Source organism: Rhizobium freirei PRF 81 (assembly GCF_000359745.1).
GTDB classification, from domain to species: domain Bacteria; phylum Pseudomonadota; class Alphaproteobacteria; order Rhizobiales; family Rhizobiaceae; genus Rhizobium; species Rhizobium freirei.
In genome coordinates this window covers 13,564-37,987 of sequence record NZ_AQHN01000027.1, presented here as the reverse complement: position 1 = coordinate 37,987, position 24,424 = coordinate 13,564, and the positions used below count along the sequence as shown (strand labels likewise).

Below are 24,424 nucleotides of genomic sequence, written 5' to 3'. Positions count from 1 at the left end.
CCGATTTGCCGACAGCATTTTCACGCAACCTGGCATCATGCTTCGCCGAGCTTAGCCGAGGAGCCGCAAAACATCTAACTGCGTACGCGAAGAGCGACGCAAGATTTGACTGTATGTATCGCGGTTTCGGCAGGTATTCTTCTGGCAGGCGCTTAACCTTCCCTCTGCTCACTGTGTCGCTCGCGCAAGCGTTGACGGCAATGGAACATGGGAACTTCTCGATGCGTGCACCGGACATCCTGGCAAAACTGGTCGGCTTTCAATCGGTCGTGGGAACGACGAATGCGGATATCGTTGGATGGATCGCGGCCTACCTGAAATCCTTCGACGTTACGGTTGATATCATGGCCGGCCCCGAGGGCGACCGATGGAACCTTTTCGCAACGATCGGTCCGCGCGAGAAACGAGGTTACGTCCTCTCCGGTCACATGGATGTCGTGCCAGCCAACGAGACGGGCTGGACGAGCGATCCGTTTGTTATGCGCGTCGATGGCGAGAGGCTCTACGGCCGCGGCACCAGCGACATGAAGGGATTTCTGGCCGCCTGCCTCGCTGCCGTGCCGATGCTTGTCGCAAAGCCCCTCATCTGCCCCATCCATCTTGCCTTCTCCTATGATGAAGAAGCAGGCTGCCGCGGCGTGCCGCATCTCATAGCGCGCCTGCCGGAGCTTTGCGCCAAGCCCCTCGGCGTCATCGTTGGAGAACCGAGCAACATGCGCGCCATCCTGGCGCATAAGGGCAAGGCTGCCGCCCGCGTCACCTTGAAAGGACGCTCGGGTCACTCGTCCAGGCCAGACCTTGGGCTCAACGCAATTCATGCCGCCACCGAAGTTCTACAATGCGCCGTCTCGACCGCCCATGCTCTGGCGGAAGGACCGCTCGAAAAGCAGTTCGAGCCTCCCTATTCGTCCATCTCCGTCGGCACCATTCACGGCGGACGGGCTGTCAATATTATTCCGGATGCGTGCACCTTGGAGATCGAGGCGCGGGCTATTTCCAGCGCTGATCCGGCAGCATTGCTGTCCCCTGTCCGTGAGGCCGCTGTGGCGCTTCAGCAACGAGGTTTTGAGATCAAATGGGAGGAGCTAAGTGCCTACCCTGCCCTCTCCCTTCCGCGGACCGCTCCTCTCGCCGGTCTGCTGGCGGGACTGACGGGCGTCGAACCGCTTCCAGCCGTCAGCTACGGCACAGAAGCAGGGCTCTATCAGCGCGCCGGCCAGGAAGCGATCATCTGCGGTCCCGGCGATATCGACCGCGCCCACAAACCGGATGAGTTCATCCTCATGGAAGAACTCACCGCTTGCCAGGCGATGATAGAGGCTCTTGGCCAGCACTGCCTGGCGTAATGCCGCAAGACCGGAGGATTAAGTCCCTATGACGTTTCTCTTCAACTCGGATGCCCGCCGCGGCCAGATCTTTCAGGAAGCTTTTGCCCAGCATCTTCCGGATATTCCCTTCTCAATGGATCCGACGTCGGTCGATGCCGAGGCGGTGCGCTATCTTATAAGCTGGACGGTTCCGGACGATCTGCCGCGCTACCGCAATCTCGAAGTGCTGTTTTCGATCGGCGCAGGCATCGATCAGTTCAACACGACGCATGTTCCCGATCACATAAAGATCGTGCGGATGGTCGAGGAAGGCATCACGCGCATGATGCAGGAATATGTGACGCTCGCCGTCCTCGCGCTCCACCGCAACCTTCCCGTCTATCTCAGCCAGCAGCACAATGAGGTATGGAACGCCATGCCACAGGCACAGGCCTTCGAGCGCCGCATCGGCGTGCTGGGGCTTGGAAACCTTGGTCAGGCAGCGCTCGAAAGACTGAAACCGTTCGGCTTTCAGCTTTCCGGCTGGAGCCGCAATCCGCGCGTGCTGGAAGGCGTCACCTGTTTTGCCGGCAAAGCGGGGCTCCAGGCCATGCTTTCCGTGACCGACATCCTGATCTGTCTCCTGCCATTGACGGATGATACGCGCGGCTTTCTCAATGCCGGTCTGTTCGAGAAGCTACCGAAGGGGGCAAGCCTCGTGCATGTCGGCCGCGGCCCGCAGCTCGTTTCCGCAGATCTGCTGGCCGCGCTCGACAGCGGCCGGCTTGCTGGCGCCGTGATCGACGTGACGGATCCGGAACCGCTGATGGCCGGACATCGGTTCTGGAACCATCAACACATCCTGCTTACGCCGCATATAGCAAGTGTCACCCAGCCTCATAGCGCCGCGCGCGCCGTCATCGACAACATCAAGCGGATTCGGGCCGGACTCGACCCGCTCGGTCTTGTCGACCGCCGCCGCGGCTACTGACATCAACCCTGAAAGGTAACCAATGTCCCTCCTTAAGACGATTGACCCGAATCCTTCCTTTGCGCCACGCGAAAACGTCCCCGCTCCCGGCCGGCTGATCTCCGGCGAACCGCAATTCAAGACTTGGGCACAAGACGCCGCTTGCAATGAAACGGTTCACACCGGCGTCTGGGAGGCAACGCCCGGCGTCACCCATTCGATCAAGGGCGAGACCTTTGAATTCTGCCACATTCTCTCCGGCCTCATCGAACTGACCCCGGAAGGCGGCGAGCCGGTCGTCTATCGCGCGGGCGACAGCTTCGTCATGAAGCCGGGCTTCGTCGGAACCTGGAAGACGATCGAAACGGTCCGCAAGATCTACGTTACCATCAGCCCTTGAGTTCCGCTTTTGGGGCGCGGTCTGTCAAGCACGCGCGGCATCTGGATCTGGCCGAAGAATACGCTGCCGAACCGCCGTAAAACGGGTTTTTCAGCCGCGACAGCCTACGCGATCGGATCAAGCCACTTCGACGATCCTATAGCATCTCGGTAAATTGACCGGAGGCATCTTTATGGACCTGAGCTTCGATCCCGACAGTCTCTCCCTTCCTGTCGGACATTTCGTCGGCGAACACTTCATCGTTGCGGACGGAATCATCCCGATGCACCGCCCCTCCGATGGGGAGGCCTATGCCGGATGCCCGGTTGCGGATGCCGATCTGGTCGATCAGGCGGTGCAGACCGCAAAGGCCGCATTAAAGGAAAGCAATTGGGGCGGCGTCCGACCGCGCGAGCGCCTGAATGTGCTTCACCGCTGGGCTGACCTGATTGAACAAGAAGCCGAAACGCTGGCCAGGCTGGAGGCGATCGCCTCGACGCGACCCGTAGGCCAGCTCGTTGATGGCGATATCGCAATTTCGGCAGAGCAGATCCGCTTCTTCGCCGAATTCGCGGACAAGGAAGGCAGCGACCTTGTGCCGACCGACGACGGCAACCTCGGTATGATCATGACGGAGCCCTATGGCGTGGTCGGCGCCATTACGCCATGGAACTTCCCGATCAACATGGCCGCCTGGAAGCTTGGCCCCGCGCTGGCCGCAGGAAACGCCGTCGTCCTGAAGCCATCGGAGATGACGCCGTTCTCGACCATCTACCTGGCTCAACTCGCCGTCCGCGCCGGCCTTCCTGCAGGTTTGATCAATGTGGTGCTCGGCGATGGCATTACGACCGGCAGCGCGATGACCGGCCATCCCGAAATCGCCAAGATCAGCTTCACGGGCTCGACCAGAGCCGGATCGGCGATCATGGAGAATATCGCCCGTACCGGCGTAAAGCCGATGACGCTTGAGCTCGGTGGCAAAAGCCCTCAGATCGTCTTTGCCGATGCGGACCTCGACAAGGCCGCGGCTGCGATCACGGCGAGCATATTGGGTAATGCGGGCCAAGCCTGCGTGGCCGGATCGCGGCTCATTGTCGAGAAGGAGATTGCGGCCCGGTTGATCGATGCCATCAAGAGCCGGATGGATGGCGTCATTGCCCGCCCGACTTGGGATGCGGCGAGCCAGTACTCACCGATCATCTCGGAAAGGCAAAGGCAGCGCATCGATGGAATCGTCTCCGCCAGCGTCTCTGCCGGCGGAGACTGCCTTGTCGGCGGCGCTTGCATGGACGGACCCGGCTATTTCTATGCTCCGACACTGGTGGCCGGCGTCGACCAGAATTCTCCAGCGATCATCGAGGAGATCTTCGGCCCCGTACTGACACTTCAGACTTTCGAGGACGAAGAGGAAGCCCTGCAGCTCGCAGACCATCCCAGCTATGGGCTCGCGGCCGGCCTCTTTACCCGCGACCTTTCTCGCGCCATCCGGCTGACCCGCCGCCTGCAGGCCGGGACGGTCTGGGTCAACCGCTATGGCCGTTCACGCGACCACATCCTGCCGACCGGTGGCTACAAACAATCCGGCATCGGCAAGGATCTCGGCCGTGAAGCATTTCAAGCCAACCGCAAGAGCAAGAGCGTTTTGATCAGTCTTTGAGGATAGCGAAGATGAAAACCTACAAGATCGCATTGATACCGGGTGACGGCATCGGTCGCGACATGACCGCTGCCGCCTGGTCGGTTCTACAAAAGGCGGCGGGCGCCAGCGGCTTCACGCTCGATGCCGCCGAATTTCCCTGGTCGTGCGCCTTCTACAAGGAAACCGGCGCCATGATGCCCGCAGACGGGATCGAGACGTTGCGCCGCTTCGATGCCATCCTGCTGGGAGCTGTCGGCTGGCCGGCCGAAGTGCCGGATTCTGTGTCCTTACACGGACTGCTGCTGCCGATCCGGAAGAACTTCGTGCAATATGCCAACATTCGCCCGCACCGCCTGCTGCCGGGCGTTCAAGGGCCGCTCAGGGCGGCCGCCTTCGACATCCTCTGTATCCGCGAGAACACCGAGGGCGAATATTCCGGCGCCGGCGGCCGCATTCATCAAGGTACCCTCGACGAGGTCGCGGTCGAGACGTCGATCTTCACCCGTAGGGGCGTCGAACGCATCCTGCGTTTCGCCTTCGAGCAGGCAAGAACCCGCCGCGGCAAGCTCGCCTCCGTGACGAAATCCAATGCCCAGAAGCATTCGATGGTCTTCTGGGACGAGATCACCCGGCAGCTCGCGCTAGACTACCCGGATGTCGAGGTCACCAGCTATCACATCGACGCCATGGCAGCCCGCATGGTCATGGCGCCGGAGACCCTCGACGTGGTCGTTGCATCCAACCTGTTCGGCGACATCCTCACGGATCTCGGCGCGGCAATCCAGGGCGGCCTCGGTTTCGCGGCGTCGGCGAATATCAATCCCGAGCGGAACGCTCCGTCGATGTTCGAACCTGTGCATGGGTCTGCACCCGATATCGCCCATCTGGGTATCGCCAACCCGATCGCAACGGTGTGGTCCGGCGCCATGATGCTCAAGCATCTGGGCGAGCAGGATGCGGCGGATGCCGTCATGGCGGCGATCGAAACGACAACGGCAAGCGGCGTGGGCACCGTCCCTGGCAAGGACCGGACCGATGCGATCACGGCCGCACTCCTTGCCGCAATCTGAAATTTCCTTGAGGACCTGAACATGCAGAACCTGAAACTGCCCTCCCTCTTCCGCCAGCAGACGCTGATCGGTGGCAACTGGGTCACCGCCCGCTCGGGCAAGACCGTTGCGGTCGTCGATCCGGCAACGCAGGTCGTCATCGGAACCGTGCCGGACATGGGCGGCGATGAGACAAGAGCGGCGATCGAGGCCGCGGAAGCAGCCTATGCCCCCTGGAAGAAGCGCACGCATGCCGAACGTGCGGCGCTGCTGGAAGCCTGGCATGCCTTGATGCTCGAGCATATCGAGGATCTGGCGCTGATCCTGACGATCGAACAGGGAAAGCCATTGGACGAAGCCCGCGGTGAGATCCGCTACGGCGCATCCTTCGTCAAATGGTTCGCGGAAGAAGCGCGCCGCATCGGCGGCCAGACCATTCCGTCGCCGACCCCCGACCGCCGCATTGTTGTGCTGAAGGAGCCGGTTGGAGTTTGCGGCATCATCACGCCGTGGAATTTTCCAAACGCAATGATCACGCGCAAGTTGGCGCCGGCGCTCGCAGCTGGCTGCACGGTCGTGGTAAAACCGTCCGAATTAACGCCCTATTCGGCGCTGGCACTTGGCGTGCTGGCCGAGATGGCTGGTATCCCGACAGGCGTCATCAATATCGTCACCGGCATGCCGGCCGAGATCGGCGCTGAAATACTCGCCAATCCGACGGTGCGCAAGATTTCCTTCACCGGTTCCACACCCGTCGGCTCGCTGTTGATGCGCGGAGCAGCGGACAGCATCAAGCGGCTTTCCCTCGAACTCGGCGGCAATGCTCCCTTCATCGTTTTCGACGACGCGGATCTCGACCTTGCCGTCGAAGGGGCGATCATCTCGAAATTCCGCAATGGCGGCCAGACCTGCGTCTGCGCCAACCGCATCCTGGTTCAGGCGGGCGTCTATGATGCATTCGCCAAGAAGCTCGCAGCCCGTGTCGACGCCATGAAGGTCGGACCGGGGACCGAGGCTGGTGTCGCGATCGGTCCGATGATCAACGAGGCTGCAATCGCCAAGATAAACCGTCATGTCGGCGACGCACTCTCGAAAGGCGCAACCATCGTCACGGCCAAGAGAGATCTGCCGCCCGGCCCGCAATATACGGCGCCGATCGTGCTGACCGGGGCCACCACCGACATGCAGCTCGCCGCCGAAGAAACGTTCGGACCCGTCGCTCCCCTCTTTCGTTTCGAGACGGAGGATGAGGCCATTGCCATTGCCAATGGTACGCCCTACGGGCTTGCAGCCTATTTCTACACCGAGAGCCTAAGACGCGCATGGCGGGTGGGGGAGGCCCTCGAATTCGGTATGGTGGGTCTCAATACCGGTCTGATTTCCACGGAGGTCGCTCCGTTCGGCGGCGTCAAGCAATCCGGCCTCGGACGCGAGGGCTCACAGCTGGGGATCGAGGAATATCTGGAAGCAAAAGCCTTTCATATCGGCGGCCTCACCTGAGCTCCCAATTGCCGGCGGAAAGGGGCAGCGGCTGCCCCTTTTTCTTTACGCAGACGATCCGCCGACAGGCCGCAGCACGCGGCCATCACTGAAATCTGTCGAGCGTCTTGTAGTACAAGCCCACCAGGGGCAGAAACCAGGGCTTGCCGAAGTGCCCCGGAACGGCCGGCCATTCGAGTCCCTTGAGCGGATTGCGGTCGGGCCTGCCCAGCATAGCGTCGGCAATGGTCATGCCGAGATGGGTAGAAAGCTGCGCACCATGGCCCGAATAGCCCATTGCGTACCAGATCCCATCGTGATAGCCGGCGCGCGGATAGCGGTCCTTGGTAATGTCGACGAGGCCGCCCCAACAGTAATCGATCTCGACCTCGGCGAGTTGAGGGAATATCCGAGCGAGGCTTTCGCGCAGTATCGTGCCACTTCTGGCGTCTGAGCGTTGGTCCGACGTCGCCGAGAATCGGGCCCGTCCTCCGAAGATAAGGCGATTATCCGGCGACAAGCGCCAGTAGTTGCCGATGTTCATCGTGTTCACGCAGGTGCGATTACCGGGCATGGCCGAGACAACCTCGGCATCCGTCAAGGGCCGGGTGGCGACGATGAAACTGCCGACCGCCATGATCCGGCGGCGGAAATAACCGAAATTGGCTGTCGTATAGGCGCCGGTCGCGATCATGACCTGGTCCGCCGTCACGGCGCCCCTGCCGGTCTTGAGGACGTGCCTGCCGCCGGACTGGCCGTGCTCGGTCACGGCCGCACCTTCCACGATGATCGCACCATGCCGTTTGGCCGCCTCGGCCAATCCTACGGCATAGCGGCCCATGTGCATCATGGCGCTCTTTTTCGAGAGCATCGCACCATGGAACGGCGAACCGATCTCGTGCCTGAGATCCTCCGCGGAAAGCAGCGCGGTATCAGGATCGACTTCGGCGTGCACGGCCTCGAAATTCCTCGCCAGACCCTCGAAATGCCGTGGCTTGGAGGCGAGTTTCAGCTTCCCCGCACGCCGGAAATTGCAGTCGATTCCCTCGTTCGCGATGATCGCTTCGAGCGTGTCGATGGAATCGTCCAACGCGTGATAGAGCGCGATGGCCCGTTCCTTGCCCAATTCCGCCTTGGCCGCAAGATAGCTATGAGCCAAACCATTGTTCAGATGGCCGCCATTGCGCCCGGAGGCACCAAATCCCACCGTCTCGGCTTCCAGAACAATGACCTTCGCACCAGCCATAGCAAGTTGCCGGGCAGCGCCAAGCCCGGTGAAGCCGCCACCCACGACGGCGACGTCGTAATGCCCCTCGACGGGGCCGGCGACCGCACCCGCAAAGCGGGGCGCCGTATCGTGCCAATAAGAGGAATATTTCATTTGGTTGCCCTTTCTCAGAGCCCCACGACGCCGGGCAGGCCGGAAATGTCGGCGATTTCGACATAGCCATAATAGGGATTGGCCGGCTCGTGGCCGCGATTGACCCAGACCTTGTTCTTGATGCCGAGGTCATGCGCCGACATCAGATCGTAGCGGAAGGAAGACGAGCAGTGCAGGATGTCTTCCGGGCCGCAGCCCAGCATGTCGAACATGTATTCGAAGGCCTGGAAGCGCGGCTTGTAGGCATTGGCCTGTTGTGCCGTGTAAACGGCATGGAAGGGTGCTCCCAGTTTCTCGACATTGGATGGGATCTGCGCGTCCATGGCGTTCGACAGGATAACGAGCGGAATTTCCTTTGCCACCTTGGCAAGGCCTGCGGGAACATCGGCATGCGGGCCCCAGGTGGGGACGCGCTCATAGACTATTTGAGCGTCTTCATCTTTGAAGGCAACGCCGTTGCGCTTGCATGTGCGCTCGAGCGAATTGTGCACCACGTCGGCATAGGGCTTCCAGTCACCCATGATCTCGTCCAGCCGGTAAGCGGCAAAGTTCTTGATGAACTGCAGCATCGCCGGCTCGTCGAGACGATCGCCATAAAGGTCGCGCGCAGCTTCCGCCATCTGGAAATTGATCAATGTACCATGGCAATCGAAGGTGATGTATTTCGGGCGGAAGGTGGTCATGCGCTTCGTCCTTACGTGCTGCCCCGCGAGGCGATTGGTGGAGAACAAGATAATAGGGTTGCTTCCGGCGCCGGAGCCCACTGATTTTTCCAGGTTTGGAGCAGAATGTTTCGTATAAGGGTGCCCGTTTGGCATTTGCTTGCAAGGCCAAACGGCAAAAGGCGCCCTCACCCACTCCTTTTTGGGACCTCCGCCATCCGGGTTACGGCATAAGATGCGGCAAGGGCGAGCAGCTACGGCGAAAGATACCGTCAACGGCCCCGCCTTCGGATAATCTTCCGGCGCCGACGCTCCGACACTTGGACAAAGGAAATCCGAGGGAGCGCCATGCAGGGGCGGCAGATAGAAATCAGGCCTTTCGGCCCAGAACACTTGGAAGCCGCTGTCCGACTGTCGCGCGAGGCAGGGTGGCCTCATCGCCTGGAAGACTGGAAAGTCGCCCTGGACCTGAGCGAAGGCATTGTGGCCGTAGACTCGGACAATGAAGTCGTCGGCACCACGCTCCTGACATCCTACGGGACCGATTGCGCAACGATCAACATGGTGATTGTCGCCACGAGCATGCGCGGACGCGGGCTGGGGCGTTGCCTCATGGACGCAGCCCTTGCTCTTGCAGGTGAGCGCCCCCTGCGCCTCGTCGCGACCACGGATGGTTTGCCTCTCTATGAAAAGCTTGGCTTCCGCCAGACAGGCACCATCGTCCAGCACCAGGGGCAAGTTGCCGCGACGCAGAAACCCGGAAACACCGAGGTCGCGACTACGGCCGACATTGCGGCAATCACCGACCTCGACCGCGCGGCATTTGGTGCCGACCGCTCCGTTCTCATTGCCCGGTTTGCGGCCCTGGGCGAATTCGCGGTCATTCGCCGTGACGACAAGGTTGCCGCCTTTGCCTGCCTTCGAACCTTCGGCCGCGGCGAGGTGGTGGGACCGGTCGTTGCGGCAAATATCGAAGACGCGAAGTCGCTCCTGTCCCATTTCATGAGCCGGAAGACGGGCGCGTTCCTGCGCGTCGACATCGGCGCGGAAACGGGTCTTGGACCATGGCTTGCGAGCCATTCGCTCTCTCATGTCGGCGGCGGCATTGCCATGGCGCGACCGGTTGCGGCGCGCAGCTATTCCTCGACAGTCACCACCTTCGCCCTCGCCAATCAGGCGCTCGGCTGATCCGGAGAAGAACATGTACAGCAATTCCCTCATCGAACTCGATCGCGCCCATCTGGTGCATCCGGTTTCCTCCTACCGCGGGCACGAGCAGCAGGGCGTCCGGGTTCTGACGTCCGCCAAGGGCGCCACGGTCGTCGATTCCCGAGGCCGCCAGCTGGTGGATGGCTTTGCCGGCCTCTGGTGCGTCAATGCCGGTTACGGTCACGAATCGATCGTCGAGGCGGCTGCCCGCCAGATGCGCGATCTTCCCTATGCGACAGCCTATTTCGGCCTTGGCTCCGAGCCGGCTATCCGGCTGGCCGCGGAGCTTGCCGACCGCGCGCCAGGCGATCTCAACCACATCTACTTCACCCTTGGCGGCTCGGATGCCGTCGACAGCACCGTGCGCTTCATCCGCTTCTACTGGCATGCGCGCGGTGAACCGCAGCGCGATCAGTTCATCTCGATCGAACAGGGCTATCATGGTTCTTCGACCGTCGGTGCAGGCCTGACGGCCCTGCCGAATTTCCATGCCGGTTTTGGCATTCCTTTCGATTGGCAGCACAAGATTCCGTCACCCTACCCCTACCGCAACCCTGTCGGAGAGGATGGAAATGCCATCATCCAGGCGTCCCTTGCCGCGCTTCGGGCAAAAGTCGACACGATCGGAGCAAACCGGGTCGCTGCCTTCTATGCGGAACCGATCCAGGGTTCGGGCGGGGTCATCGTGCCTCCGAGCGGCTGGATGAAAGCCATGCGGGGCCTCTGCAAGGAACTCGATATTCTCTTCGTCGCCGACGAAGTAATTACCGGCTTTGGCCGGACAGGTCCGCTTTTTGCCTGCACGGAGGATGAGATCGTTCCCGATTTCATCACGGCGGCAAAGGGCCTTACCTCGGGCTATGTCCCTATGGGAGCGGTCTTCATGGCGGATCACGTCTATCAGGTCATCGCCGACGGAGCCGGCACCTCTGCGGTCGGTCACGGCTATACCTACTCCGCCCATCCGGTCAGCGCAGCCGTTGGCCTTGAAGTGCTGAAGCTCTACGAAGGCGGTTTGCTCGAAAACGGCTTAAGGGCGGGCAAGAGGTTGATGGCGGGCCTCGAAAGCCTCAAAGATCATCCCCTGGTGGGCGACGTCCGCGGCCGAGGTATGTTGGCAGCTATCGAGCTGGTCGCAGATAAGGCTGCGAAGACGCCGCTCCCCGCCGAGGCCCAGCCGTCGCGCCGGATCTTCGATCGGGCCTGGGAAAACGGCTTGGTGATCCGCGCCTTCGCCAATGGCGTGCTAGGCTACGCCCCGCCGCTTTGCTGCACGGACGCGGATATCGACGCGATCATCGAACGGACTGCCAAGACGCTCGATCAGACCCTGGAAGATCCAGACATTCGCCGGGCACTCAGGAACTAAATGCGCGAAGGCCTGGAGTCGTTATACCGCGAGCAGGCATTTTTCAGAATTTTGTGCCGCACCACTGCTCCGATTCGGCGCAAACGGTGCGGTCGAAGTGCCAAACTTGTCTCCATCCAAGGCCCCGCCTCGACAAACTTCGGGCTTATAGAAATAGAACGGGCCAGGGAACAGCATAATCTTCCGTGAGGCGGCCACCCGGTTCCGCCAGCATTCAGACTGGGGTGAAGAAATGACGAAGTCATTGACAAAATTCAAATACATGAGCTTCGACGTGGTCGGGACGCTCATCGATTTTGAAGGCGGCTTGAAGGCCTGCCTGAGCGAAATTGCAGCCGAGGCGAACACGACGATCGATGGTGAGGAAGCGCTCGCACTTTATCGAGCCGCCCGCTATGCCGATGATGCGGATCTGTTTCCCGACGATCTCGTGCGCGTCTATCTCGTCATCGCACCCAAGCTCGGTTTGCCGGTCGACGAGGCCTACGGCCGGCGGCTGCGCGATTCCGCCAAGACGTGGAGAGCCTTCCCCGACAGCGCCGAAGCCCTGGCACGGCTTTCGCGCAAATACCAACTGATCGCCATGACGAACGCCCGCCGCTGGGCTTTCGAATATTTCTCGGCGGAGCTTGGAAATCCCTTCTACGCGGCCTTCACCGCTGATGAAACCGGCACGGAAAAGCCGGATCCGGCCTTCTTCCATAAGGTCTTCGATTTCGTGGCAGGCGAAAACGCCAGCAAGGACGATATCATCCATGTGGCACAGAGCCAGTATCACGATATCGGCATTTCACGCGAACTGGGAATGACGAACTGCTGGATCCAGCGCCGTTACGCTCAAGCAGGATATGGCGGCACGATCGAACCAGCTGAATTTACCAGGCCGGACTATCACTTCAAATCCATGGCCGAACTCGCCGAAGCCGTGGAGATCGCGCAGGCCGCCTGACCGGCCATAAGTCGCCACTGCCGCAATTGCCAAAGAAAAAGCCGACTGACAACCAGAAAAAGGGGAATGACATGAACGACAAGATCATGAACTGGACTGCCTCGGATGACGCGATGGTCGAGAACGCCATTCGTCGAGGCGCCACCCGCCGCGATCTTCTGAAATTGATGCTGGCCGGCGGTGTCGCAGCATCAGGCGCAGGCATCATTCTCGGCCGGGCTTCCCAGGCCGTCGCAGCGACGCCGGTCTCAGGCGGTGCTTTCAAGGCGGCAGGCTGGTCGTCTTCGACGGCCGATACTCTGGATCCCGCCAAGGCATCCTTATCGACGGACTACGTGCGCTGCTGCTCGCTCTATAACCGCCTGACCTTTCTCGATAAGGCGGGCGTGACACAGATGGAACTAGCCGAGAGCATCGAGAGCAAGGACGCCAAGACCTGGACCGTCAAGCTGCGCAAGGGCGTGACTTTCCATGACGGCAAGGAACTGACTGCCGACGACGTCGTCTTCTCGCTGAAGCGCCATCTCGACCCGGGGGTCGGCTCGAAGGTCGCCAAGATTGCGGCACAGATGACCGGTTTCAAGGCTATCGACAAGGCGACGGTCGAGATCTCCTTGGCCAATCCGAATGCCGACTTGCCGACCATTCTCGCCCTGCATCATTTCATGATCGTCGCCAACGGCACGACCGACTTCTCGAAAGGCAATGGCACCGGAGCCTTCGTTCTTGAAACCTTCGATCCAGGCAATCGCTCGGTCGTGGTGAAGAACAAGAATTACTGGAAGTCCGGCCAGCCCTATCTCGAGTCATTCGAGTTTTTCGCGATCAGCGATGACAATGCCCGCGTCAACGCGCTGCTCTCAGGCGATATTCATCTTGCGGCGTCGATCAATCCGCGTGCCATGAAACTGATAGACGGTCAGTCGGGCTTTGCTCTGTCGAAAACGACAAGCGGCAACTATACCAATCTCAACATGCGCCTCGACATGGCTCCGGGAAACAAAAAGGATTTCATCGATGGAATGAAGTCCCTGGTCAATCGCGAGCAAATCGTCAAATCCGCCCTGCGTGGCCTGGGCGAAGTTGCCAACGATCAGCCCGTGTCTCCAGCCAACATCTATCACAACAACGATCTGAAGCCGAAAGCCTTCGACCCCGACAAGGCGAAATTCCACTTCCAGAAGGCGGGTGTGCTCGGGCAGTCAATTCCGGTCATAGCGTCCGACGCAGCGACCTCGTCGATCGACATGGCCATGATCATCCAGGCCGCTGGCGCCGATATCGGCATGAAGCTCGATGTCCAGCGTGTTCCTTCCGATGGCTATTGGGACAATTACTGGCTTAAGGCGCCGATTCACTTCGGCAACATCAATCCGCGCCCGACGCCGGACATTCTGTTTTCGCTGCTCTACGCCTCGAACGCTCCATGGAACGAGAGCCAGTACAAATCCGAGAAATTCGACGGGATGCTGGTCGAAGCCCGGGGGTTGCTGGATCAAGCCAAGCGCAGGCAAATCTATGGCGAGATGCAGACGATGATTGCCGAGGAGGCAGGTACCATCATCCCTGCCTATATCTCGAATGTGGATGCGATTTCGAGCAAGGTACACGGATTGGAAGCCAACCCGCTCGGTGGCATGATGGGTTACGCGTTGGCGGAGTATCTCTGGCTCCAGGCCTGACGGCTGCGGAACTTCCTCGGGCGGCGCAAGCCGCTCGGGGATCTCCGTCCCGCGAACGCCATTCGTTTCGTAGAACGCCGCAGGAGCATTTCGTTTGAGATCCGAGGTTTCCATTCTTGTCCTAAACCGGCTCTTCATCGCGATCATCACCTTGCTGATCGTGTCGTTCGCCGTCTTTTTCGCAACGAGCATGCTGCCAGGAGACACCGCCTCCATTCTGCTCGGTCAGGCGGCCACACCCGAAGCGGTTGCAGGACTACGCAAGGCCATGCATCTCGACGAACCTGCGATCCTGCGATTCATGAGCTGGCTTTTGGGTCTGATGAAGGGTGACCTCGGAACATCCTATGCCAACAACATGCCTGTTGCCCGGTTGATCGGTGGTCGCCTCGTGGCGACGCTGGAGCTTGCCGCCATCACAACGCTCGTTTCGGTCCCATTTGCACTGCTACTCGGCATTACGTCAGCCATGCTTCGTGGCTCCTACTACGATCGCATTGTCACGATCATTTCGATCGGTGTCATATCGGTTCCCGAGTTCATGGTCGCAACGCTTGCAGTGCTCCTGTTCGCCGTCTATCTGCGCTGGCTGCCTGCGCTCTCTTCCATAAATGAAGCGCATACGTTCTTCGACCTCCTGAAGATCTATGCCATGCCCGTCATAACGCTCACCTTCGTCATCTCGGCGCAGATGATCCGCATGACCCGGGCGGCCTTGATCGAAACGCTGAAGACGCCCTATGTGGAAATGGCCCTGCTCAAAGGCGCCTCGCGAGGCCGCATGGTGTTTATGCATGCGCTGCCCAATGCCCTCGGCCCGATCGTCAATGCGATCGCGCTTTCGCTCTCCTATCTCGTCGGCGGCGTCATCATCGTCGAGACCATCTTCAACTATCCGGGTATCGCCAAGCTGATGGTGGACGCCGTCGCAACTCGAGACCTGCCGCTCATCCAAAGCTGTGCGATGATTTTTTGCCTTGGTTATCTCTTGCTGATCACCGCTGCCGACATCGTTGCCATCCTGTCAAATCCGAGGCTGCGATGACCACGAAAAGCCTGCTTCGCCCCGCTCCGTCCATGCTTGGCTACAACATCAGCCCTGTCGGCGTGATGGCCTTTGCCATCATTTTCGCCTGGACGATCGTCGCTTCGTTCGCACCCTTCATGATCCCCTATTCCGTCGGTGCAATCGTCGACACGGACTATTTCGGTCCCATGAGCCATCAATTGTGGCTCGGCTCGGACTATCTCGGTCGCGATATGCTCTCGCGAGTCATGATGGGTGCCCGCTACACCGTGGGCATTTCGCTTGCAGCAGTCGCACTTTGCTGCTTTTGCGGCGTTACGCTCGGCATGATCGCCGCGGTTATCGGCGGATGGTTTGATACAATCCTGAGCCGGTTTCTCGACGCCCTGAACTCAATCCCGAGCAAGCTTTTTGGCCTGGTGGTCGTTGCTGCCGTCGGATCGTCCATTCCGGTGCTGATCATCACCCTCGCCGTTATCTACACGCCGGGCGCTTACCGCTTTGCCCGCGCGCTCGCCGTCAACATCAATACGATGGATTTCATCACGGTTGCGCGCACCCGCGGCGAGAGGGTCGGCTACATTATCCGTTCTGAGATCCTGCCGAACATTATCCGGCCGGTTCTGGCCGACTTTGGGCTGCGCTTCGTGTTTGTTGTGCTCCTGCTATCAGGCCTTTCCTTCCTCGGCCTCGGCCTACAGCCGCCCTATGCCGACTGGGGCGCTCTGGTGCGCGAAAATATCGGCGGACTGCCCTTCGCCGCGCCTGCCGTGATCGTACCCTCCTTTGCCATCGCCAGCCTCACCATCAGCGTCAACCTGCTGATCGACAACCTGCCGCGCAAGATCAGAGACAGGAGCGCGTGACGATGGCCAACCTCGTTGAAATCAGGAATTTGAAGGTCGAAGCCGCGACAGATTCCGGCCGGATCGTCGAAATCATCAAGGATGTCAGCTTCGACATCGCCAAAGGCGAAATCGTCGCGCTGATCGGCGAAAGCGGCTCCGGCAAGACGACGATCGCGCTGACGCTCATGGGATACGCCCGAGAAGGCTGTCGTATTTCCGGCGGCACGATCCATGTCGACGGGAGGGAAATGGCCGCTCTTTCGGAAGCCGAGCGCTCAAAGGTACGAGGCACCACGGTTGCCTACATTCCGCAAAGCGCGGCAGCGGCCTTTAATCCGGCAGCCAAGATCATGGAGCAGGTGATCGAGGTCACCCGCATCCACGGACTGATGCCACCCGAGCAGGCACGCCGGCGCGCAATCGAACTCTTCCGGGCGCTGTCGCTGCCGAACCCGGAAACGATCGGCGAGCGATATCCGCACCAGGTCTCCGGCGGCCAGCTGCAGCGATTGGCTGCCGCCATGGCCCTGATCGGCGAGCCCAAGCTGATCATTTTCGACGAGCCGACCACCGCGCTCGACGTCACGACGCAGATCGACGTGCTGAAAGCGTTCAAGTCCGTCATGAAAGCCGGGGATATTGCCGGCGTCTACGTATCGCACGATCTGGCGGTCGTGGCGCAGATCGCCGACCGTATCGCCGTCCTCAAGGGCGGCGAGATCCAGGAATTGGCAAAGACGGAAGCGATCCTGACGCGACCGGGCCACCCCTATACGCGCGAGCTGCTGGCCGCCGTCGAGCCGAAACGGGCTTTCCGTAGCAGCGGCATGGGCGGGTCGGTTGCACCCGTGCTGAGGATCGACAATTTGATTGCGGGCTATGGCAATATCCAGACCAACGGGCTGCCTGCGGTGTGTGCGGTTCAATCGGTGAGCCTCGAAGTCGAGAAGGGCAGAAATCTCGGCATCATCGGCGAGTCCGGATGTGGAAAGTCGACGCTCGCGCGTGCAATCGCGGGCATATTGCCTGCCGTGTCGGGCACCATCGGGTTCAATGGCAGCGAGATGAGCCGCGCTGCAAAACTGCGCACGCGCGATCAGTTGCGGGAGATGCAGATCGTCTTCCAATATGCCGACACGGCGCTCAATCCGGCAAAATCGATTGCCGATATTCTCGGGCGGCCCCTGGCCTTCTACCATGGAATGGACCGCAAGGATCGAGAGGCCAGGGTCGACGAATTGCTGGACATGGTGCGATTGCCGCGGGCGCTTCGCTATCGATATCCGTCGGAATTGTCCGGCGGGCAGAAGCAGCGCGTGAATTTCGCCCGCGCGCTTGCCGCAGAGCCGCGCCTGATCATTTGCGATGAAATCACCTCCGCCCTCGACACGGTCGTTGCGGCGGCGATCATCGACCTGCTCAAGGAACTGCAGCGGGAACTGCATCTGTCCTACATCTTCATCAGCCACGATCTATCCGTTGTCGAGGCGATCTGCGACGAGATCGTCGTGATGTATGGCGGCAGAAAAGTTGAACAAATTACGCGCGAAACCGCAAATGTGCCCCGCCACCCCTATTCCCAGCTGCTGTTTGGATCCGTTCCGAAGCTTGATCCGACCTGGCTGGACAATCTTGTCCAGGATCCGGAACTCAAGCGTGAATATGGCCATGGATAGGGCATTTTCGCTTTTCTTCGAATCGTGAAAATGCTCTATCCTTTTGTTTCTTTACCCATTCCGGACGGAAAACCGCTAGGACAGCGGCTACATGGGAAACAGACTGGTCAGGGGCATGTGCGCCTTGACGATCGGCGACTTCAGAACGACGAAGCTGAAATACTTGTCGATGCCGATATCCATGTCGGTCAGCCGCTCCATAATTGTCTGGTATTCACCGATACCGGCCGTCACGAATTTCAGCATGTAATCGTAGCCGCCCGACACGAGGTGGCATTCAATCACTTGATCCACCTTTTCCACCGCTGAGAGAAAGCGCGCGAAATCGATCTGCCGATGGTTCTTAAGGGTGACCTCGGTAAACACGGTCAGGGTCTGACCGAGCTTGCCTATGTTAATCTGGGCCGAGTATCCTTCTATATACCCTTCCTGCTGCAATTTCTTGACCCGCATCAGGCAGGGGCTCGGCGACAGATTGACCAGTTCCGCCAGCTCGACATTGGTGATGCGGCCGTTCTTCTGAAGTTCGTACAGGATCTTGATGTCGATACGGTCGAGCTTCATCGTCTCAGTCTTTCCATAGCCTGTAAGTGCAGCATTTTATGCTGCGAACTCTCCGAGCTCGAGCATAACACCGTGGTACATATTGTCTATTTCATTCTGCCCGGAGCCGGCCGGCACAATAGGCCGCTTCGTTTGCAATGAGCAGAATCTTATGCCGCCCAGCGCGTCTGTGCGGCAGCCCGATGGCCGCTCATCCCGCTATGCTATCGGCTCGCTAGGAGACACGCATCCATGCCCGCACCGCTAACCCTTGTCGAAAGCTCCGCTAAATTGCCGTCATTTGCCGATGTCGTCGTCATCGGCGCCGGGATCGTCGGTGTCTTTACGGCTTATTATCTGGCAAAGCGCGGCCTGAAGGTCGCTCTCGTCGAGAAGGGGCGGGTCGGAGGCGAACAGTCCAGCCGCAACTGGGGCTGGTGCCGGCAACAGAACCGGGACGCCCGCGAACTGCCGATGGCAACGAAGAGCCTCGACCTCTGGGATCAGTTCGCTGCGGAAACCGGAGAGGATACCGGCTTTCGCCGCTGTGGGCTCTTCTATCTGAGCAACAGTGAGGAAGAACTCGTCGGCTGGGCCCGGTGGCGTGACTTTGCACGCAGCGTTGGCGTAACCACCCATATGCTCGACAGCGCCCAAGCGAGCGAGCGCGGCAGGGCGACGGGGCGGGTATGGAAGGGGGGCGTATTCTCACCGACGGACGGCATTGCCGATCCTGCCAATGCAGCCCCGGCAGTCGCCCGCGCCCTCATGAAACTGGGAGGCAGCCTGCATCAGAACTGCGCCGCACGCGGCATCGAGACCGAGGGCGGCAAGCTATCTGCCGTCGTCACCGAGAAAGGCACGATCAAGACCAGCACTGCCGTTCTGTCCGGCGGCGCCTGGGCCTCGGCCTTCTGCCGGCAGCTCGGCATCCGCTTCCCGCAGGCGTCGATCCGCTCGTCGATCCTTTCCGTCAGTGCCGGCGAAGGCGAACTTCCGGACACTCTCCATACCGCGAATGTTTCGGTCACACGCAGAGGCGACGGCGGCCATACGCTTGCGATCAGCGGGCGCGGTCGTGTCGATCCCACCCCCCAGAACATGCGGTTCGGGGCGCAGTTTCTGCCGATGTTCGTCCGCCGCTGGCGCGCGCTTTCCCTGGGCGGCTTCGAGGCCTTTCGCAGCGGCCACGAAAACTTGTCGCGCTGGCGCCTGGATCGGCCGACACCGATGGAACGGATGCGCATCCTCGATCCCGCAGTCGACGAGAGCACTATCCGGCTTACCTATCATCGAGCACTCGAATTGCTGCCTGCGATCGCAAACCGCCGCATTACGGCAAGCTGGGCCGGCTACATCGATTCGACACCGGACGGCGTGCCCGGCATAGGCGAGGTCGCAACCATACCAGGCTTCGTGCTGGCGGCCGGTTTCAGTGGCCACGGCTTCGGGATAGGACCGGGAGCCGGCCACCTGATCGCCGACATTGTCACCGGTGCCGCGCCTATAGTCGATCCGAAACCCTATCACCCCGATCGCTTCTCGCAATCCGCATGGGGCAAGGTGGCGGACTTCTGAAATGGCCCGTCCGTGCTAGACTCCGCCGACGACCGAACCAGACAACACGGAATTTCCAGATGCAGGCCCGTCAGCTCGAAGTCTTCTGCATGCTCATGCGATCTGGGACGGTGACCGGCGCGGCCGCCATGCTCAACATCACGCAGCCGGCGCTGAGCCAGATTTTGCTGCATGCGGAAGACCAGCTGGGGTTCAAACTCTTCAATCGCGTGCGGGGCAAGCTGGTCCCCACAAGGGAGGCCGAAGAACTATATCCGGAAGCCGAGCGCATCTTTTCCGAGCTCGGAGCGCTTCGGCGCCGAACGGCTGACATGCGCTTCGGGCGAACGGGAATGATCAGGATCGCAGCAACAACGCCGCCTGCCATGTCGATCGTACCCAAGGCGCTTCTCTCCTTCAGGGCCACCTACCCGGATATCGTCGTCCGCTCGCTGATCGCACCGCTGGTCAATGTCGTGGATATGATCCGCAACGGCGATGCCCCGCTCGGCATCGTCATGAATAACATCGCCCGGCCCGGCATCGATGTCGAAACCCTCGGCTATGCCGAACTCATCTGCATCGTGCCGGAGGGGCACCATCTTGCTACGCGCGACAGCATCGCATTCGCCGATCTTCAGAATGAGACACTGATTTCCTACCGTGCCGACACCCTTCCCGGTCAGCTGCTCGCCAATGCCGCAGCGACCGAAAATCAGTCGTTCAATCCCGCAATCGAGATCGATATCTCCATTACCGCCTTGCCTTTTGTCCGCAACGGTTTTGGTGTCGCGATCGTGGATGGTCTCCTGCCGTGGGAACAATTTCCCGGTCTCGTGCGCCGGCCGCTGCTGCCACGCAAGACGGTTCCCATTGCGCTGCTGACCAGCCGGGACCGCCCCTTGACCGGCAGCCATCTCGCCATGCGCGATTATCTCCGCCAAGCCTGTGCAGGCGTGCTGAAGCAGGGGGAAGCCATCCGAGAGCAAATCGACCCATTGCTGCTGGAGTAGGCCCGATCACAACGCTTCGTCGATCCAGGCCCCTATGGGCAAAGGACGGACAGGCGCCTGCTCGCGCAGACGACCAACGTCACTAACCGAAGTTCCCGCACGCTCCGCGATCAGTTCCGCGCTGGCGAGTTGACAAAACCGCCCCTGACAACGCCCCATGCCCACCCGCGCGAGCGACTTCACCCGGTTTGCTTCACCGCCGCCATGGTCAACACTCTGGCGCAGATCGCCTGCGCTGATGCCTTCGCAGCGGCAAACCGTCGTTTCATCGGGAATGGACCGAACCATGCTGGCAGGCCAGGGAAAGGCACGGGCAATGGCCCGGGCAAAGCGCTCGTAGCGGGCCAGCCGGCGGAGATCCCGCGTCGGATCCGGCGAAGGCAGCCCCATATCGGCAAGGCAAGCACTCGCAGCAAGCCGTCCTGCAACTTCCGCGCCATCCGCGCCAAGAATCCGCAGGCCATCACCCGCAAGATAGACACCATCGCCGGACCGGCCCATTCGATCCGCCTGCGGCAGCCATTGCGCCCAGGCCGGATCGTAACCGAACCTGCATTGAGCCAGGCCGGCAAGTTGCGTTTCTGCCCTCAAGTGCCAGCCAATGCCAACCGTGTCGCATTCGGTATGATGGTCACTTCCGCCAGCATCCCGCCAACGAACGGCCATCGGACCGCTTTCGTCGCTGACGATATCCCTCAGCGTCACGCCTGCGCGATACAACCGGCCGAGTTTCATCCGCATCGCCAGGCCCCGCAAGACGAGGACCGGCCTTGCCATCATGCCCGGAATGGCGAGGATCTGGTTTCGAACCGAGGAGGTATCGAGAACGGCCGCAACATTCGCTCCAGCCTTCAGAAGCTGGGCCGCAACGAGGGTCAGCAGCGGTCCGGAGCCCGCCAGGACGATCCTTCGCCCCAAGGCGACGCCTTGTGCCTTCAGCGCGATCTGCATAGCACCGAGACTGTAGACGCCTGGAGCTTGCCAGCCAGGTAGCGGCACCAGCCGGTCGGTCGCGCCGGTCGCAAGTATCAGCCGATCATAGGCGAACTCCCGGCGGCCGGCTGGCGTGAGCACGTGCAGCACATTGGCGGCAAGCGCCATCGCTGAACTTTGGGGATAGTATTCGACCTCCCGGCAAGCCACCATGCGATCGAAGAGGTCATGAAGGGCGAGCGCTTTGCCGGCCTCCGATCCATAGAGTTGCTCAGCCGAACGCGTAAAACCTTCCGGCGGTCGGCGGTATATCTGACCGCCGGCTTTCATCCCCTCGTCGACAACGACTGGCCGGATACCCGCGGACACGAGAAGTTCGGCTGCGCGAATGCCCGCCGGACCTGCCCCGACGATCACCACCTTCGGATCGCCTGAAACGGTCATGGCCAATCTCCGGGCGCTTGGGTCATCAGCGACATGCCATTGCCGATAAGGGTCGAACAGGCGCGCAGGCGGGTTCCATCCTGTTGCCAGACCCAGCAGTCCTGGCAAGCGCCCATCAGGCAGAAACCCGCCCGTCCTTCAGGCCCGAACTCGGATTGCCGGAGAATGCCCGAGGATGTCAGCACGGCCGTCAGAACCGTGTCGCCGGCCAGAGCCTCGGATTGGATGCCATCCAGCAGAAAGCGGACGACCGGTCGGCTATGTTCCGCGAGACGGACGATGCGCCCCGCCTCTTTTGCCGGGCGCAGGTCCTGGCTCATTCCGCAGCCTCCTTGATCTGGAGACGAACCTGCGGCATCTCCGGGAAACGAACGCGTACATCCGCAAGGGCCGCGGCCACGCCCTCATGCCCCGCACGCCCCTTCATCCGGCGGAAAATTTCCGTCTTGGTGAAGAACCTCCAGTGAATCGGAAGACTGGCAAGGATATTGGTGAGCAGGTTGTATGCCGCAGGCGTCCATTGCGCCTCGTAACCTTCACGCTCGTCACCATAATGGAAGTGCGCAGCCGGAACCACACGCGATGCCCTGAGACGGGATGTTTCGGCCTCGTCCACCTTGCCGTCGCGAATGACGACGCCGTAGTCGCGCTCGGCAGCCTCAGGGGAAACATAACCGCGCTCCACATCCTGCAGCACGCGCCAAATCTCGCGCTCCAGCGGGCTTCCGCGACCACCGCCTCCGGCGGAGCGGATCTCGAGCACATCTCCCGGCTGCAGGACGGCAGTATCGATATTGCCGAGCCGGCGATAATCCTCGCGCCCGGGGTTCAGCACCATGTCGGACAGCCCTGCTGCCTTGCCGCCGAGCAGCCCCCAGGGACGGAAGAAGCTGCGGTCGCGGTTGCGGGCCGTGATACGGCTGTCGGGCGTGAAAACCCGGAACGCCATCTCGGTTGCAAGGCCGCCGCGCCAGCGGCCGGCGCCGCCGCTGTCCTTTGCGAGCCCGTATTTGATGAATTCGATCGGCACTTCGGTTTCCGTAATCTCGATCGGCGTATTTTTCAGATAAGCCGCGTCGGCGCCCGATCCGTTCGTTCCATCGCGATGCGGCATCCCACCGCCGCCGCCGACCACCGGATTGACTGCTGCAATTACGCTGCGGCCTGTCCGCTCGTTCGTGGTCATGACGTTGACAATGCAGTTGTTGCCGGCAGGCGCCGCGGGCAGCCGTTCCGGAACCGCCTGGCAGAAGGCGCCGAAGATCACCGAGCGCAGACGTGCGCAGGTAAGCGAACGCATCCCGACCGCTGCCGGCGACACCGGATTGAGAACGCTTCCCTGAGGCGCGATGCAGGTGAATGGACGCGTCAATCCAGTGTTAAGAAGGATTTTGGGGTTGAGCGTATAGAGAATGTAGTAGACGCCGACCAGCAGCATGGTGTGGCGCGGATCCCCGCCCGACGGAACGTTGAGCGACGAACCAAGCTGCGGATCGGAGCCGGTGAAGTCGAGTATGGCCTCATCGCCCTTGATCGTCAGCGTCAGCTTCAGACGACAAGGATTGGCTTCGACGGAATCCTCGTCGGCATAATCGACAAATTCCCAAGTGCCATCCGGCATGGTTCGCAGGAGATCGCGAGCCTGCGCTTCGGCGTGGTCCAGCAGCACTTCGGCACCCTTGAGGAAGGCCTCTTTGCCGAACTTCTCGACCATGGCGAGGATTTTTCGTTCGCCGGTGTTCAAGGCACCGACCAGCGCCTTGATGTCACCGATGTTCAGGTCGGGTTTGCGCACGTTGGTGGTCATGATTTTCAGGATATCCTCGTCGAAGACACCCTCGTTGACCAGCTTCATCGGCGGAAAGCGAATGCCTTCCTGATGGATTTCCGTCAGCGCCCGTGACAGGGAGGCCGGCACGGCACCGCCCATGTCCGTATTGTGGATGTGACCACCGGTCCAGGCGATGATATCACCATCGAAGAAGACCGGCTTCCAGAGATGGGTGTCTGGCGCATGGGTCGCCACGAAACAGGAATAGGGGTCGTTGGTGAAGGCCACATCGCCCGGCTTGTAATCCCCGATCATCTCGATGGCCCGCGTGTAGGTCAGTCCCGGATACCAGGTCGCGCCAAGCCCCATCGGCACGCCGAAGGTTTCACCCCTGCGGTTGATCAGCATGACCGTGAAGTCCTCGGTCTCCTTGACGAAGGCCGAATGCGCCGTCCGCTGCAGCGTATAGGCCATGTTCTCGGCGGCAGCCCGGGTATGGTTGGCGAACACTCGAAGGTTCAATTGGTCGAACATGTC

General features: G+C 60.8%; 21 protein-coding genes. 15 read left to right on the top strand and 6 right to left on the bottom strand.

Going from position 1 to position 24,424, the window contains the following annotated elements:
• The first annotated feature begins 221 nt into the window (after window positions 1-221).
• The 6 genes from argE (at window position 222) to RHSP_RS07500 (ending at window position 6,844) form a co-directional block, all read left to right on the top strand.
• Complete coding sequence (argE, locus tag RHSP_RS07525) at window positions 222-1,346, top strand: acetylornithine deacetylase (RefSeq protein ID WP_037150345.1); 1,125 nt, start codon at window positions 222-224, stop codon at window positions 1,344-1,346.
• A 28-nt stretch (window positions 1,347-1,374) separates the two neighbouring features.
• Window positions 1,375-2,298, top strand: coding sequence for a 2-hydroxyacid dehydrogenase (locus RHSP_RS07520; protein ID WP_004112134.1), 924 nt, complete (start codon window positions 1,375-1,377; stop codon window positions 2,296-2,298).
• A gap of 22 nt (window positions 2,299-2,320) precedes the next feature.
• Complete coding sequence (locus tag RHSP_RS07515; protein ID WP_004112133.1) at window positions 2,321-2,677, top strand: cupin domain-containing protein; 357 nt, start codon at window positions 2,321-2,323, stop codon at window positions 2,675-2,677.
• Between the two features lie 172 nt (window positions 2,678-2,849).
• Window positions 2,850-4,313 (top strand): aldehyde dehydrogenase family protein, encoded by a 1,464-nt coding sequence (locus RHSP_RS07510; RefSeq protein WP_004112132.1) that lies wholly within the window; start codon window positions 2,850-2,852, stop codon window positions 4,311-4,313.
• Between the two features lie 11 nt (window positions 4,314-4,324).
• Window positions 4,325-5,365, top strand: coding sequence for a tartrate dehydrogenase (locus RHSP_RS07505; RefSeq protein ID WP_004112131.1), 1,041 nt, complete (start codon window positions 4,325-4,327; stop codon window positions 5,363-5,365).
• Window positions 5,366-5,386: 21 nt separating this feature from the next.
• Window positions 5,387-6,844 carry an NAD-dependent succinate-semialdehyde dehydrogenase gene (locus RHSP_RS07500; protein WP_004112120.1) on the top strand — a complete coding sequence of 486 codons (1,458 nt, stop codon included), beginning with the start codon at window positions 5,387-5,389 and terminating at the stop codon, window positions 6,842-6,844.
• Between the two features lie 85 nt (window positions 6,845-6,929).
• Here RHSP_RS07500 and RHSP_RS07495 read toward each other — a convergent pair whose 3' ends face one another.
• Complete coding sequence (locus RHSP_RS07495; protein ID WP_004112117.1) at window positions 6,930-8,204, bottom strand: NAD(P)/FAD-dependent oxidoreductase; 1,275 nt, start codon at window positions 8,202-8,204, stop codon at window positions 6,930-6,932.
• A 14-nt stretch (window positions 8,205-8,218) separates the two neighbouring features.
• Window positions 8,219-8,887: a haloacid dehalogenase type II gene (locus RHSP_RS07490; RefSeq protein WP_037150368.1), complete on the bottom strand. Its 669-nt coding sequence runs from the start codon at window positions 8,885-8,887 to the stop codon at window positions 8,219-8,221.
• A 327-nt stretch (window positions 8,888-9,214) separates the two neighbouring features.
• Between RHSP_RS07490 and RHSP_RS07485 the strand changes: the two genes are divergently transcribed.
• The 7 genes from RHSP_RS07485 to RHSP_RS07455 all read left to right on the top strand — a co-directional run bounded on the left by RHSP_RS07485 (window position 9,215) and on the right by RHSP_RS07455 (window position 17,626).
• Window positions 9,215-10,054: a GNAT family N-acetyltransferase gene (locus RHSP_RS07485; RefSeq protein WP_037150343.1), complete on the top strand. Its 840-nt coding sequence runs from the start codon at window positions 9,215-9,217 to the stop codon at window positions 10,052-10,054.
• Between the two features lie 13 nt (window positions 10,055-10,067).
• The gene (locus tag RHSP_RS07480) at window positions 10,068-11,444 is read left to right on the top strand and encodes an aspartate aminotransferase family protein (RefSeq protein WP_004112108.1); all 1,377 of its coding nucleotides are present in this window, start codon (window positions 10,068-10,070) and stop codon (window positions 11,442-11,444) included.
• Between the two features lie 232 nt (window positions 11,445-11,676).
• Window positions 11,677-12,393: an HAD-IA family hydrolase gene (locus tag RHSP_RS07475; RefSeq protein ID WP_037150341.1), complete on the top strand. Its 717-nt coding sequence runs from the start codon at window positions 11,677-11,679 to the stop codon at window positions 12,391-12,393.
• 71 nt (window positions 12,394-12,464) lie between these two features.
• The gene (locus RHSP_RS07470) at window positions 12,465-14,075 is read left to right on the top strand and encodes an ABC transporter substrate-binding protein (protein ID WP_004112102.1); all 1,611 of its coding nucleotides are present in this window, start codon (window positions 12,465-12,467) and stop codon (window positions 14,073-14,075) included.
• Window positions 14,076-14,169: 94 nt separating this feature from the next.
• Complete coding sequence (locus tag RHSP_RS07465) at window positions 14,170-15,120, top strand: ABC transporter permease (protein WP_004112100.1); 951 nt, start codon at window positions 14,170-14,172, stop codon at window positions 15,118-15,120.
• The gene (locus RHSP_RS07460; protein WP_004112098.1) at window positions 15,117-15,968 is read left to right on the top strand and encodes an ABC transporter permease; all 852 of its coding nucleotides are present in this window, start codon (window positions 15,117-15,119) and stop codon (window positions 15,966-15,968) included. The genes RHSP_RS07465 and RHSP_RS07460 overlap by 4 nt, the downstream gene beginning before the upstream one ends.
• Window positions 15,969-15,970: 2 nt before the next feature.
• Window positions 15,971-17,626, top strand: coding sequence for an ABC transporter ATP-binding protein (locus RHSP_RS07455; RefSeq protein WP_004112097.1), 1,656 nt, complete (start codon window positions 15,971-15,973; stop codon window positions 17,624-17,626).
• An 87-nt stretch (window positions 17,627-17,713) separates the two neighbouring features.
• Here RHSP_RS07455 and RHSP_RS07450 read toward each other — a convergent pair whose 3' ends face one another.
• On the bottom strand, window positions 17,714-18,190 hold the full coding sequence (locus RHSP_RS07450) for an Lrp/AsnC family transcriptional regulator (RefSeq protein ID WP_004112095.1): 477 nt from the start codon (window positions 18,188-18,190) through the stop codon (window positions 17,714-17,716).
• A gap of 231 nt (window positions 18,191-18,421) precedes the next feature.
• Here RHSP_RS07450 and RHSP_RS07445 point away from each other — a divergent pair, with 231 nt between their 5' ends.
• Together RHSP_RS07445 and RHSP_RS07440 are read left to right on the top strand one after the other, a co-directional pair.
• On the top strand, window positions 18,422-19,747 hold the full coding sequence (locus RHSP_RS07445; RefSeq protein ID WP_004112093.1) for an NAD(P)/FAD-dependent oxidoreductase: 1,326 nt from the start codon (window positions 18,422-18,424) through the stop codon (window positions 19,745-19,747).
• 59 nt (window positions 19,748-19,806) lie between these two features.
• Entirely contained in the window at window positions 19,807-20,739 is a 933-nt protein-coding gene (locus RHSP_RS07440) for a LysR family transcriptional regulator (RefSeq protein ID WP_051074054.1), read from the top strand.
• Window positions 20,740-20,745: 6 nt separating this feature from the next.
• On the opposite strand, the gene RHSP_RS07435 is transcribed toward RHSP_RS07440, so the two are convergent.
• The 3 genes from RHSP_RS07435 to RHSP_RS07425 are packed head-to-tail and all read right to left on the bottom strand — an operon-like array spanning window position 20,746 to window position 24,421.
• On the bottom strand, window positions 20,746-22,116 hold the full coding sequence (locus RHSP_RS07435) for an FAD/NAD(P)-dependent oxidoreductase (protein WP_004112091.1): 1,371 nt from the start codon (window positions 22,114-22,116) through the stop codon (window positions 20,746-20,748).
• Window positions 22,113-22,436, bottom strand: a complete 324-nt coding sequence (locus RHSP_RS07430) for a (2Fe-2S)-binding protein (RefSeq protein ID WP_004112090.1) — start codon at window positions 22,434-22,436, stop codon at window positions 22,113-22,115. The genes RHSP_RS07435 and RHSP_RS07430 overlap by 4 nt, the downstream gene beginning before the upstream one ends.
• On the bottom strand, window positions 22,433-24,421 hold the full coding sequence (locus RHSP_RS07425; RefSeq protein WP_004112089.1) for a hydantoinase B/oxoprolinase family protein: 1,989 nt from the start codon (window positions 24,419-24,421) through the stop codon (window positions 22,433-22,435). The genes RHSP_RS07430 and RHSP_RS07425 overlap by 4 nt, the downstream gene beginning before the upstream one ends.
• Window positions 24,422-24,424 lie beyond the last annotated feature (3 nt).